Here is a 19,121-nt window from a genome sequence, read left to right as displayed (position 1 = left end):
GCTCAGACGAAGAGCAGGACGATGCCGAGGAGTACGACGATCAGTCCCACGCCGGCTCCCACCACGCAGCCGGGCTTGTTCAGCTGCTCGGTGAGCCGGGCCGTGAGGTCGGGCCGTTCCGGCACCGACCCTGCGGGCGCCCGCAGGGTCGGTGCCGGCGCCGCCGTGGTCGGCGGAGGGAGGGCGGCGGAGGGCCCGCCGTTCCGTCTCAGCGCGTCGCCCACGACCTGCTGCCACAGCACGGGCGGCAGATCGGGGGCCTGGCCGTTCGCGGGCGCGACGATGGCCTTGTGGAGCCAGTTGCCCGCCGTGGGGCTGGAGTCCCGGAGCATGCGGTGCAGCAGTTCCCGCAGGTCGGGCAGGTAGCGCTCGTCGCGGGCCAGGGGGGCGACGGCCCAGGTGAAGAGGCCGGCCGCGCGGTCCGCCATCGCCGTTCTCGACACGGGTCCCCCGGGCTGCCCGTACGGCGTCCAGTACAAATTCTTGCGGAGGACCAGCTCGCACAGCGCATGGCGCGTCGCGTCCCGGCGCGTCCGGATCCGCCGGGACGCGCCCAGCTCGTCGAGCAGGAGGTCCACGGAGTCCGGCGGCAGGTCCTCGGAGCGCAGCTCCTCCAGCAGGAACTCGTCGGGCTGTGCGCGCAGTTGCGTCCGCAGGACCTCGCGGTGGAGGGAGTCCTTGCGCCGGGCGGCCTCCCGCAGTTCCCGGTGCAACGCGGACGTGTCGTGAACAGGGGTGGGGGCGGGGGCGTGATCGGGGCCGGGGGTGTGGTCGGGGACGGGGCGGCGGTCGCGGCCGTAGTCGTGACCGTGATGCCGGTCATGGGGCGCCGGGCGGGTGTCCGGATACGGGTCGGGGCTCGGGTCCGTGTACGGAGGGCCGGAGTACGGCGCGGAGGCGAGCGGGGCCGCGTTCCACTCCTGGCCGGCTTCCGGGGCCTGGGCCTGGGCCGGTGCCTGGGCCGGCGGCGGAAGGTCCGGGTGGCTCGGTGCCGGCGCCGGAGGGTCCGGGTGGCTCCGGGACAGGGACAGGGACGCTGACGGGGGCGGGCGGTGTGTGCCGGCCCGGTCGGTGCCGAGGAGTTCCCGGAGCCGTGCGCTGCGCCGCGTCCGGTCCCACGTCGCCCCGTCGGCGAAGTCGTCGACCAGCTGCGGCACACCGGCGGGTGCCTCCGGGTGCGCGAGGAGGTGGTCCACCAGCCGCTCCGCCACCAGGTGCTCGACGCCGGGGCCGGACACCGGGCGGCCGGTCACCCGGGCCAGCGGGCCGGAGCCGCCGGTGTCCGGTTCCCAGCGCGGGACGGACATCAGCAGCAGCGGATGGGTGTCCACCGCGTCGTAGGTCGCGAACGTCCACTCCCGCCCCAGCCAGTGCCCGAAGATCAGGAACAGCCCCAGGTAGACCAGCGAGGCCTCGTCCCGGTCCGGGGGGCCGGCCTGCCGCTCCCCGGGCTCCGTACGCAGCGACACCCGCTGGGCGGGATCGCGCAGCCACTCCGCGGTGACCACGGCCAGCGTGTCCCGGACCGTCGGCAGCCGCTCCAGCATCTCCGGCAGCCGTTTGAGCGCCACCCGGTCGAGATCCGCGCAGTCGACCTCCTCCTGTCGGCCCGACGCCGTCCGGGCGGCCTTCCGGGTCCCCCAGCCGGCGTACGCGAGAGCGAGGCACTGCCGCGTCTTCAGGGTGCCCGGCCGGCCGACCAGCACATGGCTGACCGTGCTGGGCCGGCCACCCGGGTCGGTGGTGGGCCAGCGGCGGACCAGCATGACGTCCCCGTCGCGGGACAGGGTGCGCACGGTGCTCGGCCGCGAGGCGGCGGCGCCGGACACCCACAGCAACGGGCCCAGCTCCCGGCCCAGTTCCTCGGCGCGCTCGGCCGTGCAGGAACGGGCGACGGCGTTCATGCCGGTGCCCTGCCGCCCGTGGTTGCCGTCCCACCGGAAGACGACCTGCTGCACCGCGTCGGTGCCACCGCCCGGCCCGCGCGGGGCGGCCGCTTCCCCGCGGCCCTGGTTTCCGCTCTGCACGTCGCTCATTTCCGCTCCCTTCCTCGGGCGTCCTCCACCGGCACCGCCTCGAACGCGGGCGTCTGACCCAGGGCGAACGCGTCGGCGCCGCCCGGCACGTCGACGAGCCCGTGCATCGCGAGCAGCGACAGCAGGGGTTCCAGCACCCTCCGCGGACCGGCCCCGGCCGGGTAGCGGCCGCGGTCCTCCTGGCCGCCGGTGGCCGAGGCGACGTGCAGGGTGCAGCGGCGGATCGCGTCGAAGGGACGCAGCCACGCCTGGCCGGCGTGCCGGTGCAGCAGCCGGTGCACGTCCCGGCTCTCCTCCCGCATCAGCGCGGGGTCCAGGGAGGCGGCCGGCGGCCGGTCCAGCCACCGGTCGACGGGCGGCTGGAACCTGAGCAGGTCCGCCTTGCCGAGCACCATCGCGGCCGCCACGTCAAGGTAGGGGCCGTTCTTCGGGAGACGGTCCAGGACGGTGCCGAAGGCGAGGTCGCCGTCCCGGTTCACCTCCACCCCCAGGCGTTCCCTGGCGTGGTCCAGATGCGGCAGCGGCAGGGCCAGCGCCGGGTCGACCACGAAGACCAGCGCGTCGATGCCGAGGAGGAACCGCAGCGCGGAGTCGGTCCGCACGAGGTCCTCGCCGCCGAGGTCGAAGAAGGCGACCGGCCGCACCCGTCCCCGGGCGTCGGTGAGCAGCAGGGACTCCACGAACCGGGCGAAGCCGTCCAGGCCGACGCCGGGGGTGTGGTCCAGCACCCTGCCGTTGCGCAGGGGCTGCACCCACTCCCGTACGAAACGGGCGTGCTGCTCCGGGTTGACGGACTGCCACTTGAGGCCGAACGGCTCCAGGCCGCCGTCGGTGACCGCCGCGATCATCTGGGTCAGCAGATGGCTCTTGCCGGTGGAGGACTGGCCGACCATCGCGACGGTCAGCGGCCGCCCGTAGGTGAGGTAGGGCACCGGGATGTAGTGCTCGGGGAAGTCCGGGTCGGCCGTGCACTTCTGGACGGCACCGCGCATGACGTCCTGCCGACGCAGGGGGTTGCCGATCCCCGTGGGATCCAACGGCCGGTACTGCATCCTGCTGTCGGTGACGTACAGCGCCGTGAGGTCGAGCCGGATGGTCTCCAGGCAGTACGGGCAGAGCACGCCGCCGTCGCCCTCCCCGGCCGCCGCTCCCGGCTCGGACCCCGAGGGGGCGGCGGGCGCCCGGCGCTTGAGCCGCAGTGCCTGCTCGAAGGCGTCCGCGTCGTCCGCCTGGCGGGGACGCGGCTCGGCGGCGGGGGTGGCGAGCGCGGCGCGGCGGGCGGCGCCCGGCGCCAGCAGGTCGAGCAGTTCGGCGGGCGTCGGCCGGTCAGCCGCCCGGGGGGCGAACGCGTCGCGCAGCGTCCGGGCGAGCATCCGGTGCTCGTCGAGGTCGGCGGGCGCCCGGTCGGCGTGGCCGGGCCTGCCGGTCACGAGCTGGTAGAGCACCTGGGCCGCGCTCCACACGGCGTCCCGGGAGTCGGTGAGCCCCTCGCCCCGGCGCTGTTCGGGCGAGCAGTAGGGCGACCGGCCCCAGGGCCGCCTCGGGCGTCCGGCACGGGCCACCCCCTCCAGGCCCCAGAGCTGGGCCGAGGCGCCGTCCCACAGCACGGTGGCGGGTGAGACGCCGCACGGCACCAGGCCCTGGCGGTCCAGCAGGTACAGGGCCAGCAGCAGGTCCCGGGTGAGGCCGCGCTGATCGGTCGCGGACATCACATGGGTCCGTGCGGCGGCGGTGCCGCGCGGTGCCGCGTACAGCAGGAACGGCTCCGACGCGTCCAGGTCGTAGCCGATGATCCGGGGGAAGAGGGCCGCGTACTCGGTGTCGTCGAGCGCCCGGTACAGGGACAGGGCGGTGCCCGCCTCCGTGTCCAGCAGCTCACGCGCTCCCGGGTTGGCGGCGTCCGCCGTGGCCAGGCGTACCTGCACGCACTGCTGCCCCTCGTCGTCGAGCAGGCCGTTGCGGACCAGTTGGGGCAGCAGGGGGTCCCGGCGGGACTCGGGCCCCAGGCGCACGGGGGCGACGCGACGCTGCCCCGAGGGAGTGGTGAACGCGAGCGTGGCCGCCCGCGGGCCGCCCGGCCCCGCCGTGTGCCGGTGGGTGGTGCTGGTCACCGGAGATCGCCGTCCCCTCGCTCGTACGGATCGGCCGCGTCGGCCGCGTCGGCCGGGGCCACCGGGTCGTACGGGGTCACCGGGTCGTATGAATCGACCCGGTCGTACGCGTCCGCCCCGTCGTACGTGTCCGGCCGGTTGTACATGTCCGTCCGGTTGTTGGTCTCCGCCCGGTCCGCCCGGTCCGCCCGGTCGTACGTCCGGTGGCGGCCGTCCGTGCGCTCGTACCTGTCCGGCTCCGTCCCGTCGTACCGGCCGGTCCGGTCGTACGCGTCCGTCTCGTCGTACGAGTCGGTCCGGTCGTACGGGTTCCGCGCGCCGTACGGGCTCCGCGCGTCGTACGGGTCCGGCCGTCCGTACGTGTCCGTGCCGTCCGGGCCGGTGTGCTGGCGGGGTCGGACGGTGTCCACCACGCCCATCCGCAGCGGGGTGAGCCGCAGCAGGCCGGCGTAGCGTCCCGAGGACGTCCACAGGACCGCTCCCGGCTGCGTCGAGCCGCTCGCCTCCCAGGCCTTCTCGATCTCGTCCCGCACCGCACGCGGGGCGAACCTGATCCACACCGCGGCGGCCGGGTCGCGGCTGAGCAGCGTGCCCTGCTCGGGCGAGGAGAGCTGCACCACCGCCTGCCGGTCCGCCTCCGTGCCGACGAGTTCCGCGAGGCCCCGCGGGTCGGTGCCGAGCAGGCTCGCCGAGGTGGCGCGGACCCGGCGGGCGGCGGCGAACGGAGGCGGCGCCAGCACCCCGTTGTGCCGCAGGTGCCGGCGGGCCGCCGACAGCAGCTCGCGCACCCGTTCCTCGGTGCGGCGGAGGGCGAGGGCGCCGGCCTGGCCGCGCTCCACGGCACCCCAGTACGGTCCCATCGCCACGAGCGCGGCGTCCGTCAGGTCGGCGGCCAGCGTGGCGACCAGCTCCGGGCCGCCCTCGCCGTTCTCCCGGTCCAGCCAGCGCGGCGCGCTCGCGGCGCGGTCCTCCCACGGGGCCCCGACCGGCCGCTCCCCGGCGGGCTCGTCCCACGCGGGCTGTCCGTCGCGCCGGGCGTACGCGCTCGCCCAGTCGGCGTCGTCGTCCCCGGCGAAGGCGTCGGTCTCCAGGACCGAGGTGCTGGAGAGCCAGTCGTCCTCGGCGAGCGACCCGGCGCCGTCCCCGCCACCGGCCCCGCCGTCGAACCCGCCGCCGGGCAGCGGCCGTTCCGGCTCGGGCGCCGCCTCGGCCTCCGCGGCGGCGGCCGTGGCCCGCAGCATGCCGGCGACGGACCGGGCCGCGTCCGCGCAGTACAGGCGTTCCTCCACGGCCCAGTGCTCGCTGACCGCCTCGGCGAGCAGCGCGTCGAGTTCGTCCAGGGCGCGGCGGAGGGCGTCGGTGGCGTGGCCCGGAGCCCAGGATCCGGCCGCCGCGCGCCAGAGCCGCCGTACCGTCTCGGCCGCGACACCGAGGGCGACCAGCAGGGTCACGGTGCTCAGCCAGCGCGCGGGATCGGCCATGTACGCCAGTGCCGCCCCGGCCGCGGCGCCGGTGAAGGCCGCGACCCGGGGGGCCACGGCCCAGCGGCCGGTACGTCCGGTGTCCCGCAACCGGGCCGTACCGAGCACCGCCATGCCGACGAACAGCAGCGGGACGGCGAGCGCCAGGGCGAGCAGCGGCCCCTGCCACAGCGCGCCGAGCAGGCCCGCCGCGGCCGCCACCGCCGGACCGGCGACCGCCGCGGCGTCACTGTGGGCCCGCGGCCCGACCTCGGCACCGGCGGGATCCGTCACGTCACCGGACGGACAGGCGGCGAGCCTCGGCAGCAGCGCCGTACCCGGTACCGGCTCCACCCGCCCGGCGAGGCCGGTGAAGCGCTGGGCCACCGAGCGCAGGGTCAGGCCCTGGCCCAGCAGTTTCCCGGCGAACTCCTTGAGGCCCTCGCCGATCCGCTCGGCCGTGCCCTCCGCCGAGGGCACCCGCAGCCCGAGGGCCGCGAGCCGGGCCGCCGCCTCGGCCGCGGACGCCGTCGCACCGCCGCCGCGCAGCGCGGCGCCCACCAGTTCGCGGTAGGAGTCGAGGTCGTGGCGCGCCTGGTCCACGTCCGCCTCGAACGCCTCCCGGCGGGCGGGCCGCAACAGCCCCGGCAGGGACCCCAGCCCGGCCAGCGCCTCCTCGGCCCGCCCGATGGAGTCCGCGCACGCGCGGTACGCGTCGTCCGCCACCCCGCCCGGATCGCGGTGCCGCTGGTCGCGGGCGCCCCGGCCCGTCACCAGGCCCCGCAGGGGCTCCGGCAGGTCGGCTCCCGACGAGGCGGTCGCCCGTACGTCCGGCGCGAGTTCGGTGTCCTCGCCGGCGAACCGGGCGAGCGCGTCCCGCCAGGCGCGGTCCCGCACCTCCGGCGGCAGGTCCTGCTCCAGCAGCCGGACACCGGGCGCGGCGACGGCGTCGGGCAGCGCCTCCAGGCGTTCGAGGACCGTCAGATAGACGTCCGGGACCGACAGCACGTCGACCAGGACCGCGAGCGCGTCCGGGTCGTCGGGCGTGGGCCGCTCCAGTGCCGTCCGGGCGGAACGCAGGTCCCCCGCCCACAGCAGCGCGCAGCCCGAGGCGCGCAGCACCGCGGGCCGCACCAGTCGGCGGTCGGGCTGGAACGCCTCGCCCTCACCCGCGTACGAGCCCGGCGCGCTGCCCACCAGGAGGACCAGGATCCGGACCTCGCCCACCGCGCGGTAGCCGGTGAGCAGTTCGTACTGCGGCTGGTGGTCGGTGAGCCCGGCCGGGGTGTCGACGACCAGGAACAGCGGGTCGTCGGGCTCCGGCAGCCCGGCCCGGCCGAGCTGCCGGGCGACCCTGGCGCGCAGGGCCGACGGGGTGTCGAGCTCCGCCGCACCCGTGCGCAGGTCCAGGTGGATCACGGTGTCGAGCTCCTCGGGCGTGCTCACTGGGCGTCACCGTCCCAGGGGTTGCGGCGGTCCCGGTCACGGTCGTGGGCGTCGGTGTCCGCCGGCTCGTCCCACGGCGCCCGGGGGCGCTCGGCACCGTTCCCGGCGGCGACGCGGTCGTCCCCGTCGAAGTCCCGGCCGTGGGGGTGGCGGTCGTCGGCCCGTGCACCGTTGGCACCACCTCGCCGCGTGCCCCAGCCGTCCGGCTCCTCGTCCGTGCCCCCACCGACCCGCTCGGCACGACCGCCGCCGTACGGGTCGTCGAGGTCGCTCGCGGGTGTGCGGCGCGCCGTCTCGTCGTACCGGTCACCGCGCCCGGTGCCGTACGAGTCGCCGTCGTGGTCCTCCGCGGGTGCGCGGCGGGGCGCCGTGCCGTAGTCGTCGGCGGGTGCGCGGTGCGGGCGTTCGCCGCTTCCCGTGTCGTACGGGTCGTCGTGGTTGCCCGCGGGCGTGCGGAGGGGTCCGGCGTCGTAGTCGTCGGCAGGTGCGCGACGGGGCTCCGTGTCGTAGTCGCGGGCCGGTGCGCGGCGCGGGCGTTCGCCCCGGTCGGTGCCGTACGGATCGCGGTCGTCCGCGGATACGCGGCGGGGCCCGGCGTCGTAGGCGTCGGCGGGTGCGCGGTGGGCCACGGCGTCGTAGGCGTCGGCGGGTGTGCGGCGGGGCACGGCGTCGTAGGCGTCCGCAGGCGTGCGGCGGGGCTCCGCGTCGTAGCCGTCGGAGGGCGGGCGGCGGGACCCCGCGTCGTGACCGTCCGCCGGTGCGCGGCGCGGCCGTTCACCGCGTCCCGTGTCGTACGGGTCGTCGTGGTCGTCGGCCGGAGCGCGGCCCCTCCCGTACTCGTCCGCGGTCGTGCGGCGGGGCCGCTCGGCGTGGCCGTCCGCCGGGGACCCGCGCCGTACCCCGGTGTCGTCCTCCGCGCGGTACGTGGCGAAGGACTCGCGCGGCGCCGTGCCCCAGTCGTCGTCATCGTGGACGGCCCGCCGGGGGGCCGGCAGGTCGTCCACGACGCGGGACCGCACCGTGCCGAAGCGGACGTGCTCCAGCAGTGTGCGCAGGGTCGGCTGGACGGCGCGCTGGTCGCCGAACTCGGTGTCCAGCGCGGCCGGCAGCGTCTCCGCCCAGAACTCCCACAGCGGCCGGACCCAGCCCTCGACCCGCTCGCCGCCGCGCTCCCGGCGGTCCGCCAACAGCTCCAGCTGGCGCGGGGCGATCTTCTCGACCAGCTCGACGAAGAGCGGGTGCGGATCGCTGCCCGCCCGCGCGAGCCCGGCCGGCTGCGCCCCCATCAGCTCACGGCAGTAGTCCTCCACGGTCCGCTCGTCGTCGAGGACCGTCCACCGTTCGTACGAACGCAGCAGCTCCGCCCAGCTCGACACGCCGCCGGGGAAGTCCCCCAACCGCAGCCGCACGCCCGGGACATGGGCGCCCTGCTCGGGGAAGAGCCGCAGCCGGATGCGGGCGGGCGAGGCGTCGTCGCCGTCCACCACGTCCACCTGGCCGTTCCACATGCAGCACAGCAGCCGGTGCAGGATGGTGCGCCGGTCGTCCTCGCTGCTCACCATCCAGCTGTCCCGGAAGCCGAGCCGCTGGCGCCAGCGCAGCACGTCGTGGGCCTGCTCGGAGTCCTTGGCGCGGGCCCACTGGCGCAGCACCTTGCGGGCCTCGGGCACCTGCGTGAGGCTCATCTCGCTGCGGAAGAGGACCACGGTGACCGAGTCGCTCTCCACACCCCGGTACTCCACGGAGTTCTTGGCGTCCGAGGGCAGCCGCAGCGTCTTGCCCAGGTACTCCTGCACCTCCTCCACCGCCTGCACCCGCGGATACGTCACCAGCGCCCGCAGCGGGCCGGTCCCCTCCGGGGTGAAGCCCACCGGCAGCAGCCCGGTCAGCTTCCGGCCGAACAGGTCCAGCGCCTCCTTGCTCACCTGGTCGGTGGCTCCCTGGTCGCCCGCGGCGGCGGCCAGCAGCGTGCTCATGGCCGGCAGCAGCGGACGCTCCTCCAGCCGTTCGCCGCTCTCCGCGAACAGCCGTGTGATGCGGCCCTCCAGCAGTGCCTTGACGGTCGCCACCGCGCCCTCGGGGTTGCGGCGGCTGACCGCGTGGACCGTGCGCCAGGTGTCCCCGCCGACCAGCCGGAGCAGCAGCGCCGCCTCGTCGTCGGTCTCCCGCAGGCCCTCCCGGCGGATCAGCCGGGTGACGACGTCCTCGTAGAAGTGGTTGAGGGTGCGCTGCGGCGGCAGCAGGTACGAGATGCCCGTGCGGTCCTCGTAGAGTTCCAGGCCCTTCTGCTGGGACACCTTGCGTTCCTGGTCGCTGTGCCTGCGGAAGGCGTTCACCAGGCGTCCGAGATCGGCCCCGGCGGTGTCCGCCTGGGACTGCCAGTGCTGCTGCTGCTCGCGCCACGCCTCGTGCCACACCGTCCGGCAGCGCCACCGGTACCAGTCGTCCTGCTCCTGGACGGCCGCCTGGACGTCCTCGTCGCCCCAGCGGGCCGGGGACATGCCGGCCAGCCGGCCCTTGATCCGCGGGGCCTTGGGCGGCTGCTCGGTCACGCCGGGCGGACGCTGGGGGGCGCGGGACCGGCTGTCCAGCATGCCGAGGAAGCCGAGCCGGGTGATCGGCTCGTCGCTGTCCGGGACGCCCCGCACGACCCGCTCGGCGAGGAAGGGGTCGACGGTCTGCAGCAGTTTGTCGATGGCGGGACGCGGCGCGAACCGGTCGGCCATCACGGTGGCCTGGCGTTCGGCGTCGATCCGCAGGTCGGACAGCAGCCGCTGCATGTCCGAGATCCGCTCGCCCAGGGCCTGCTCGATGTTCTTGCCACCGCGCGGCAGCGGATCCGGCTCGGGCACGTCCAGTTGCCTGCGCTCCCAGAGCTCCTCCAGGTGGGAGTCGGCGAACAGCTGGCGGATCATCGGCACCGTGCTGTCCCGCTGCATCGCGCGCGGCCGCTCCACGAGGTCCGTGACCGCCTCCCGCAGCAGCCGCCCGGCCACCAGGTCGGCCAGCTGGTCCATCGGCGCGGTCATGGACGCCACCAGGCTGGTGGAGACGCCCTGGCGCCCGATGCCGGTGGGGGACAGGGCGCTGCGGTGCACGCCGCGGTTGATGAAGCTGGCGGCGAAGGTCTGGTAGTCGTCGTCGGCCGCCATCGTGCGGCCCTTGGAGCGGCCGTCGCCGAGTTCGGTGCCGATCAGCGACATCACCAGGGACACGATGGAGCGGCGCAGGTCGTCCGCGCGGATGCCGGCCGTCGGGCTGAACAGGAACGCCGTCGGCAGGATGCCGGTGCGCAGCCGGATCGGCATGGTGCCCGGGTAGCGGACGCCCATCCCCGCGTCGTGGTCGAGGTCGCCGATCTCCGCGCCCTCGGTCGGCGCGTTCTGCCCGTCGACCAGCCGGAACAGGTCCACCAGCGCGCGGGCGGCGTTGAGGTCCGCCTCGCGCCCGCCGCCGGAGGCCGCGGAGAACGACGACGGCATCACGACCAGCGGGTAGATCTTCACCCCGTCGAACCGGCGCAGCTGGAAGGCGTGGTTGATCAGGTGCAGGTAGTCCAGGAAGATGCCGGCGCCGGTGCCGCCCGCCACCGAGAACGCGACGAACACGTCGCAGCCGTTGGTCTTTCCGCCGCCGAACTCGCTCAGCCCGCCCGCCGACTTGGCGATCAGGTCGATCGCCTGGAGCAGCGGTTCGAGGACCGGGCCGAGGCCGTGCCGGAGCGTGGCGAACAGGGCCGCGCGGCCGACGGTGGGCAGCTGGCCGGCGCCGTTGTGCAACGGGGTGACCTTGGGCTCGTCGATGCGCGGCGGCAGCCAGTCGGCCACCTCCTCGCGCATGCTCGCCCGGAGCATCTTGGTGACCTCGGGCGAGGCGTCGAAGTTCGGCAGCAGGTTGTGGGTGGCCCGGGAGGTGCGGGCGTACGCGGCCCGCAGGGACGGGTCCACGTTGAACTGAGGCAGCCGCTGGAGGTCGCTCTCGCTGTAGTCCGCGTACACGAACTGGAGGCCGTCGGGCAGCTGGTAGGGCGCGTAGCCGTTCAGCCCGGTGAGTGCCAGGCCGTCCGGGCCGCACAGTTCGGCGCGCAGTCTGCGTTCCAGTTCGGCACCGACCAGGCCGCCGGTGCCGCCCAGGCCGACGAAGAGCATCGGCTGGAAGATCTTCATGGGTTCCTCCCCGCTGGCGGCCGTCGCGGGCCGCAGGTTCGTGCTCGGTACGTCCGTGAAGTGCGCGTGGCGTGCGTTGCTTCACGCGACTCGCGCCGTGAGTGACGTGAGTGACGCGAGTGGGGCAAGTGACGCAAGTAGCGCAAGCAGCGCAAGTGGCGCGGGTGCCGTGCGGGGGCGGGCGCGGAGGTGACGTGCCCGCCCCCGCACGTCACATGTACGAGTCGTAGGCGCCGCCCGTGTTCCCGTTCGCGCTGCCGCTCCCGCCCGCGCCGGAACGGGAGCCGGACCCGCCGCCGGAGGCGGTGGCCGCCCCGCTGCGTGCCGTGGCCGCCGGCCTGCGGTTGCGGGGCGCGCGGGTCTCCTCGCCGAGGGCCAGGCTCACCGTGTCGTTGAGCGGGACCTGACCGCGGACGGGCAGCGGTGTCCGGCCGCCGCCGCGCCTGCGCAGCACCGCTCCGCCCTCGGGGTTGCGCTGGACCGCGTACTCGCCGTGCGGCCGGCGCTCGATGCGCGGGGCGCGGTGCGGCTCGACCAGGGCGAACTCGTACCACTGCTTGTGTCCGTGCCCGGCCACGTGATCGGTGCCGACGGCCTCGCCGTCCGCGGAGACCAGGCGCAGCACCAGACCGTGCGGGTCCCTGCGGGTGCGGCGCTGCCGTACCCAGGCGAGCACCGCCACGACGGCCGCCGCGAGCACCGCGGCGCCGGCCACCACCGCCCACCAGTACTTCTCCCAGAAGCCGGGCTCCGGGGTGACCTGTACGGAGAGCGGGGTACGGACCAGCGTCCGGTCGTCGTCGGTGGTGTCGACGGCCGTGACGGTGCCCGACAGGCGCAGTCCGTCGTCGCCGAGACGGCCGCCGAAGACGTCGGCGGGGGCGACCGCGACGGTCACCTTCCGGGTGCCGGACTCGCCGGGCGCGAGCTGGATCTCGGCCGGGCTGATCGACAGCAGCCCGGAGCGCACGTCGGCCACGGACAGCCGCAGGGTGTGCCGGGCGTCGCTGTTGTTGCGGACGGTGAGGGTGCCGGTGACCTTGCCGCCGGGGTGGGTGTCCCCGGCCGGCATCTCCAGCGCGGTGGTGACGGGCAGCTCGCCGGGGGCGACCTGGCCGAGCTCGCTGCGGGTGTCCGCCCGCAGTCCCGAGGCGGTGAGTGTGCCGTCCACCTTCAGCGCGCCGTCGGCGCTCTCGGGGATGCGCGCCGAACCGCTGAAGGAGCCGTCGTTCGCGTCCGGGTCGGGGCCCTTGCCGTCGTCGGTGAGGGACAGGGACCGCGGGGCGAAACCGTCCCCGGTGAGTTCGCTGCTCACGCGCAGTCCCTCGTAGTGCTCCGGGTCCTTGATCTGGTAGCCCTCACGCGTCTGCAGCCGCATCGTCACCGTGACCTTCTCGCCGGGCCGGGGCGAGGGCGGGTCCATGGTGATGGCGCCGCGCAGCTCGCCCTGCCACAGCACGCTGACCGAGACGGGCAGCGAGCGGTGCCCCTCCGGCGCCTCGGCTTTCACCCGCCAGGTGCCGGGCAGCGGGTCGACGATCTTCAGCGCCTCGACGGTGCCGTCGCCGCCCGCCAGTTCGAAGCGGGACTTGCGGTAGGTGCCGGTCGTGGGGACCTCGTGGCCGCTGGGGTCGAGGTAGCTGATCCGCACCTCGGGGTCGCCCTTGTCGACGACGATGCTGCCGACGGTCGCCAGCGGCGAGATGCCGATCTCCAGGGTGGCCGGCGGCTTCTTGCTGGGCCCCTCCTCGTGGCGCAGGCAGTGCGCGGCGGCGAAGATCTTCTCCAGCGTGGTGCCGACGTCCTTCGCGCCGGAGACCTTGTGCGCCTTGGGGCTCGCCGAGGGCAGGTTCACGCAGCCCTTCCGGTAGCCGCCGGCCGCCATCCGGTCGAGCTGCTTCTTGTCCGGTTCCGGGCCGAAGCCGAGCGGCCAGATCTGCACGTTCTGCGCGCGGGCGTTCGCCAGCTCCTTGGTCAGCTGCCGTTCACCCTCGGCCTCGCGGTGCGCGGGGTCGCCGTACTTCTCGCTGTCGGTGACGTCCATCTTCCCGTCGGTGAGGACGAACAGCACGCGGGGCTCCGACGGGTCGGTGCCGGTGGTGAGTTCGTGCACTCCCTGACGTATCGCGGTCGGGAAGTCGGTGCCGGTGCCCTCGCTCTTCTTGCGGGTGCGCAGCTTGTCGACGCAGGCGCCGATCGTCTTGCGTCCCGCCGCGTCCAGGGTGGTGCGCGGGCACACCGGGTCGACCGCGCGCTGGCCGGCGGACTCGGCGGCGGCGAAACCGAAGACGGTGACGTGGGAGGACGAGGACACGTCGCCCAGCGCGATGCGGGCGGCGGCGGCCTTCTCGGCCTTCATGTCCTCGGGCGCCAGGCTGGCGGACTCGTCCACGGCGACCGCGTAGTTGACCGACGGGAAGGCCGGTGCGGAGTCCGCCACCGGCACCGGATCACCGCCGGTGGGTGTCAGCAGGGACACGAGCAGCGCGGCGCCGCCCAGCGCCAGGACCGTGGCGCGGTGCGCGCGGCCTCTTCCCGTCCGCCGTCTTGCCCAGGCTCTCTGCACGGCCGTCCCCTTGGTTCTCGGTGGTACTCGGTTCGTCTCTGCTTCGTGTGCGGGTCCCGCCCGCGTCGCCGTCTCTGCTTCGCGTGCGGGTCCCGCCCCGCCGCCGGCTCTGCTTCGTGTGCGACCCCCGGCCGTGACGTCAGCGCGCGGACAGGCCCCAGACCAGGGCCAGCGCCGCGGAGGTGGCGAGGGCGGCCATCCCCCAGCGGATGGCGCGGTACTTGGCGGTCAGGATCGAGCTGACGTCCACGGCCTGGACGAGCAGCCACCCGGCGGGATCCCGCCCGGCCTCGGTGATCCGGGCGGACAGCCACGCGAGATCGCGGGAGGCCACCAGATCACCGAAGTACGTCACCCCGTCCTCGCCGCGGACCGTGCCGGTGCGCGGCATGAGCGCACCGACCAGCGCGGTCACCGCGACCGCCCAGAGCAGCCCGGCGAGCAGCAGCGGCACGTCGACGAGCCCCCGCCAGCCGGGCGCGCCGTGCCAGCCGAGCAGGAACGCGGGCAGTGCCAGGGTCCCCGACAGCAGCACGGCCGCCTTGGAGTCGGCGCGGCCCAGGTCCTCGCGGACCGTGTTCAGCAGCAGCTCCGCGATGCGCTCCCCCGCCCGGTCCGGGCAGTGCCGACCCCCGTGCGGCACAGGCCCGGCCGGGTCGGGGGAGGCACGCCCCCCTTCCTCGGTGGTCCCGGTGGCCGGTTCCCCGCCCGTGGCGGTCACCGGTCCTCCTCCGCCCAGTCCCAGCCGTCGTCCCGCGAGCGTCTGCGGGAACGCGGGGCCGCGTCCTCGGCGTCCTCCCCGACACCGGACCCCGCACCGGACCCCGCACCGGACCCGTTCCGGTACGGCGGCTCCTCCGCCACCCAGTCCGGGGTGAACGGCTCGGCGCGGGCCGGCTCCAACTGTGCGCGCTCCCGGCGGGCGGGCACCGAGCCGATGGGCCCCTGGACAGGCCGGCTCCGGCCCTGGTTGAGGAGGTTCAGGGCCTGCGTCTCCACGTCGTTGGACTGGATCTGGCCGCTGTCGACCATCGCGAAGAGCCGGTCCACGCGCTCCTTCTCGTCCTGGCGCCCCTCCTGACGGATCTGCTCCAGGAAGTCCTTGGCCCGCTCGGGTTCGGCCGCCAGCATGTAGCTGAGCTGCTCCAGGTCACCGCCGCGCAGCATGGCGCGGAACGCGTCCTGACGTACCCCGGTCAGCTCGGCCGAGGCACGCGCTTCGCGGATCTCGTCCATGTGCTCGATGGTCCGGTCGTCCACCCGGAGCCGGACGTACAGCCGTACCCGCAGCCCGAGTTCGGCGCCCAGGCTGTCCCAGCGGCCGCCCGCGCACTCCAGGGTGAGGGCCCGGTCGGCCTGCTCGGCCTCGGTCACCCGGAAGGTCGAGGTGACCTCGCGCAGCCGCTCCAGCACCGGGGCGGTGAGCCGCCGTCCGACGTCGGTCACGACCTCGACGGCGGCCAGATGGGGGTCGGTCACCGCCCAGTGGATGTCCACCTCGGCCTTGAAGAAGGTGGTGCCGCCGGCGGCCGGGAGGTCCATCTGGAGCCGCGTCTGGTAGGTCCCGAGCGCGATCTCGCAGACGTTGTACGGCCGGGCCAGCGCCCGCTTGTCGACGTGCCGGGTGCCGGAGACGGTGACCACGCTGTACCCGCCGTTGCGGTAGAACAGCACCGAGGCCCGCTGGGCGCTCACCCGCGGATGCCCGCCGGTCGGCGCGTACTCCCGCAGGAAGGGGCCCGCGGGACTCGCCTCCGTCCGACCGGCCCGGTCCCCGTCCACGTCCTCAGCCATGCCGTGCCTCCTCGCGCGTCCGGTCCCGCGACGCGACGGCGAGCCACCACAGGGAGCGCGCCTGCGCGTCGGGGAGCGGATCCTCCGGATCGTTCATCATTCGGCGCAGCAGCCAGTCCAGCCGCCGCCGGTCGTGCTCCTCGGTGGTCAGCGCGGGCAGCAGCGCCGCCAGCCCGGACCGGGCCCACTCCTCCCCGTCACCGCGCACGGCCGAACGCAGCAGCGTCTCCAGCGCGTCCGTCGCCACCTCCTTGGAGCGCGGCGTGTTCAGCGCGGTCCACAGCAGGTCGGCCATGGGGCGTACGAGTTCGGGGCGGGCCGCGGCGAGGGCGAGCGGCAGCGGCCAGTCACCGCGGTCGCCCAGCGGGGAACCGGCGTCGTCGACCAGCACCTCGTCCACCGTCGTGAGCGCGAGCCGGACGGTGGTCACCAGCCCCAGGTCCTGGTGGATCTCGCGTTTGTGGTGGGTCCATTCGGCGACCCGCCGCAGTACGGCCGGCGCGTCCGGGAGCGCCAGCAGCCGTACGACGTTGAAGGAGGCGACCGCCAGCTGGTCGCCCTCGTCGCGGACCGCGATCCGGGCCAGGGCGTCCAGCGTGTCGCCGGTCGTGGCCGCGGAGTTGCCGTAGCCCAGCGCCATCGCCGCCGTCCAGCGCAGCGGTTCGGTGCCGTACCGGCTCCAGTCGCCGACCACCTTGTGCACGATGCGGCGGTGCGAGCCGTGCCCGGCCGCCTGGTCCAGCGCGGTGGCCGCGAAGACCCGGCGCCGGGGTGCGGCCGCGTCGGCGAGCGGACGGATCAGCTCCGCGTAGCCGTGGTCGAAGTCCCGTACGCACAGCTCTCCCGCGGCGACCGCGGCCCGCATCCACACCTGGGAGCGCGGGTCGTCGGCCAGCAGCCGCAGCCAGCGCACCACCGGCGCCCGGACGGCGAAGTGCCGGTCCCACAGCTCGCTGAGCACCGCGGCGGGCAGGGCGGGACCCCGGTACCAGATCAGCCGCGACGCCACCTCGGCACCGGCCACCTCGACCCGGCCGTCCTTGAGTTCGGCCCGGGAGAGCGCCAGGTCGGAGCGGGGGTCGTCGCAGAACAGCGGCCGGGCGGGAGTGCGGTCCGGGTCGGACTGCACGGACAGTTCCCAGGTCAGCAGGTGGGCGGCGGCGGCCACGGCGCTGTGCGAGGCCCCGCCCAGTACGGCGAGCGCGATCCGGAACGCCACCGGGTGGAACAGGCTCGCCGCGCCCGGCCGTTCCCCGTCGGGCTCGTCCCCGGCCGGTGCCGCCAGGGCCCGGTCCACACCGGCGAACCACTCCTGGGCCTGGCGGGCGGCGAGACTGCGGCAGTCGGACAGCAACTGCTCGCGGGTGAGGTCCCCCAGTACGTGCCCGGCCAGCAGGGAGGCGAGCACCTCCGCCTCGGCGGGGCGCAGGTCGTCCAGTCCGACGGCGTTCCTGACCTCCGGCCGGGTCCAGAGGGCCTCCGCCTCGGCCAGCAGGTCGGCGGCGCGGCCACCGTCGGACCCGGTCGCGGTCTCCTGCTCCTCCAGCAGCTCCCGCAGCCGGGTGACGAGCAACTCCCCGGTGGGGGCGGGCGGGCAGAGGGCGCCGTACCGTCCGCCCAGCATCGGATCGGCCGCCGAGCCGACCGGGACGACGACGACCGCGAAGGCGTCGCGGCGGGCCAGGGCGGCGGCGAGTTCGTCGAGGTCCATCTCGTCGGGCACCGGCGTGCCGGGCCGGGTGAGGGACAGCTCGAACAGGTATCCGGAGAAGTGTCCCGCCTCCTCGTCCCCGTCGCCCAGGCACTCGGCCAGCCGCCGGGTGCCGCCGGCCGGGTCGACCCGCCGTATCCGGGCCGCGGCCCCGGCTCCCGCCCCGGTCGCGGTTCCGGCCCCTGTTCCGGCCCCTGATCCGGTTCCGGCCCCGGTCGCGGACCGCGGCCGCGTGCCGCTCGTCGCCGGGCCGGTGACCTCGTCGAGGAGCGAGAGCGCGGTGCTGGTGCGTCCGGTGCCCGGCGCGGCCCCCAGCACCAGAAGCCGGCGGGCGGTGAGCGCCTCGCGCAGCCGCACGTACCCCTCGGGCTCCACGTGGATGCGGCGGAGCCTGCGCAGTTCCTCTTCGGGCACGGGCCCGCCGCGCAGCGCCGCACCGGACCGGCGGGCGTCCATCCGCAGGTGGATGTCGCCGATGTGGGCGCTGGCGAAGTACGAGCGGTCGAAGCTGTGCAGGTCCCGGCCCGCGTCGAACAGCATGCGGGTGGCGCGGCGCGTCCGCGCGGCGGCGGCCAGGTCGGTGGGCGCGTCCTCGCCCTGCTCCTCGGCGAGCGGGTCACGGGTGTGCTCCCTGAACCGCCCGGCGGCGCGTTCCCGCTCCCGCTCCTGCTCCTCCCGCTCCTGCTCGGCGGCGTCCGCGCCGGCTCGCTCGCCGTCGTCGGCCTTGCCGTCGTCCGCCCGGGGCGCCTCGTCGCGGTCCCGGTCCTTGCCCCGCTCCTTCTCGCGGTCCTTGTCCCGGCCCCTCTCCCGCGCCCTGTCCTTGTCCCGGTCCGTGCCCCGTGCGTTCTCTCCGGCCGCCGGGGCCCCGGCCCCGGGCGTGCGGCCGTCGTCGGCCCGGTGGGGCTTGTCCTGCCCGGCGCCGCCGCCCGCCCGCTGGTCGTCGCTCACTCTCCCCGCTCCTTCCGGGAACGGGCGCCGCCGGTGATCCGCCCGATGTGCACGGGCTGCTGGTAGACGTTGTCGTGGTGCTGCGACATGTCGCCGTGCACGGTGTACTGGGTCCCCGGGGAACCGGTGTCGGCGCCATCGTCGCCGTCCGCACCGGCGTCCGCACCGCCGGGCGTATCAGGCGTATCAGTGGTGTCAGGCGTATCGGCGGCCGAGCGCGCGCCACCCGTGGACGACGGACCACCGGCGGACGGCCGAGGCTCGGCCGGAATCTCCGGAGCGGGCCGCCCCGGAAGCTGGAACCAGGCGGTGACCTCGCCCTCCTTCAGCTCCAGCCGGGCCGGCGAATAGCGCGCGGCCTCGATGAACTTGCCGCCGCCGCTGACCACGTCCTCGTACAGGGAGTTCGAGGTCACCAGCACCAGGTCGGCCTTCTCGGCGTCCAGCAGCCGCCGGGCGACGGGGGAGTCGGCCAGCCGGCAGGCGAGGTCGACGGCCCGTCCGCTGATGCCCCGGGCGTCGTGCCGGACCGGTCCGACGTGCATACCGATCCGCAGGCCCAGCGGCACCCGCAGGGCACGGTTCTCGTCCCGCAGGTTCTCGTGCACCTCGACCATCCACAGGCCGAGCAGCCGGGTCACCGCGATCCGGCCGGCCACCGCCAGCAGCACCCCGTCGCCGCGGTCCTCCATGTGCACGGCGTCCCGCGCCACCTTGGCGTGGGTGAACGCCGTCTCCAGCACCCGGTAGATCCGTGCCCGCATGCGCGGCTTGTCGACGTCGTCGTACTCCCCGGAACGCCTGGCGTCGACGCTGATCACCAACTCGTAGCGTGCCTCGGTGAGATCCATGGCGTCGTCGTTCACCCGTGCCCCCTGCTGCC

9 protein-coding genes are annotated in these 19,121 nt (G+C 75.3%); all 9 read right to left on the bottom strand.

Features of this window, described 5'->3' with window-relative positions; translation table 11 throughout:
- Positions 1-2: 2 nt before the first annotated feature.
- Positions 3-2,036 carry a hypothetical protein gene (locus tag ACIQ6R_RS20345; protein WP_404222730.1) on the bottom strand — a complete coding sequence of 678 codons (2,034 nt, stop codon included), beginning with the start codon at positions 2,034-2,036 and terminating at the stop codon, positions 3-5.
- Complete coding sequence (locus ACIQ6R_RS20340) at positions 2,033-4,147, bottom strand: hypothetical protein (protein ID WP_404222729.1); 2,115 nt, start codon at positions 4,145-4,147, stop codon at positions 2,033-2,035. The genes ACIQ6R_RS20345 and ACIQ6R_RS20340 overlap by 4 nt, the downstream gene beginning before the upstream one ends.
- The gene (locus ACIQ6R_RS20335) at positions 4,144-7,053 is read right to left on the bottom strand and encodes a hypothetical protein (RefSeq protein ID WP_404222728.1); all 2,910 of its coding nucleotides are present in this window, start codon (positions 7,051-7,053) and stop codon (positions 4,144-4,146) included. The genes ACIQ6R_RS20340 and ACIQ6R_RS20335 overlap by 4 nt, the downstream gene beginning before the upstream one ends.
- Complete coding sequence (locus ACIQ6R_RS20330; protein WP_404222727.1) at positions 7,050-11,219, bottom strand: tubulin-like doman-containing protein; 4,170 nt, start codon at positions 11,217-11,219, stop codon at positions 7,050-7,052. The genes ACIQ6R_RS20335 and ACIQ6R_RS20330 overlap by 4 nt, the downstream gene beginning before the upstream one ends.
- Positions 11,220-11,430: 211 nt before the next feature.
- On the bottom strand, positions 11,431-13,785 hold the full coding sequence (locus tag ACIQ6R_RS20325; protein ID WP_404222726.1) for a VWA domain-containing protein: 2,355 nt from the start codon (positions 13,783-13,785) through the stop codon (positions 11,431-11,433).
- A gap of 139 nt (positions 13,786-13,924) precedes the next feature.
- A complete protein-coding gene (locus ACIQ6R_RS20320; RefSeq protein WP_404222725.1) occupies positions 13,925-14,506 on the bottom strand; it encodes a Pycsar system effector family protein in 582 nt (193 codons plus the stop codon).
- Positions 14,503-15,579, bottom strand: a complete 1,077-nt coding sequence (locus ACIQ6R_RS20315) for a hypothetical protein (RefSeq protein ID WP_404222724.1) — start codon at positions 15,577-15,579, stop codon at positions 14,503-14,505. Before ACIQ6R_RS20315 ends, ACIQ6R_RS20320 begins: the two co-directional genes overlap by 4 nt.
- On the bottom strand, positions 15,572-18,238 hold the full coding sequence (locus ACIQ6R_RS20310) for a hypothetical protein (protein ID WP_404222723.1): 2,667 nt from the start codon (positions 18,236-18,238) through the stop codon (positions 15,572-15,574). The genes ACIQ6R_RS20315 and ACIQ6R_RS20310 overlap by 8 nt, the downstream gene beginning before the upstream one ends.
- Entirely contained in the window at positions 18,235-19,104 is an 870-nt protein-coding gene (locus ACIQ6R_RS20305) for a hypothetical protein (protein ID WP_404222722.1), read from the bottom strand. Before ACIQ6R_RS20305 ends, ACIQ6R_RS20310 begins: the two co-directional genes overlap by 4 nt.
- Between the last annotated feature and the right edge of the window lie 17 nt (positions 19,105-19,121).

This window comes from Streptomyces sp. NPDC096048 (genome assembly GCF_044763415.1).
GTDB lineage: Bacteria > Actinomycetota > Actinomycetes > Streptomycetales > Streptomycetaceae > Streptomyces.
The sequence above is the reverse complement of the archived record's forward strand: the minus strand, read 5'-3'. Positions and strand labels throughout refer to the sequence as shown.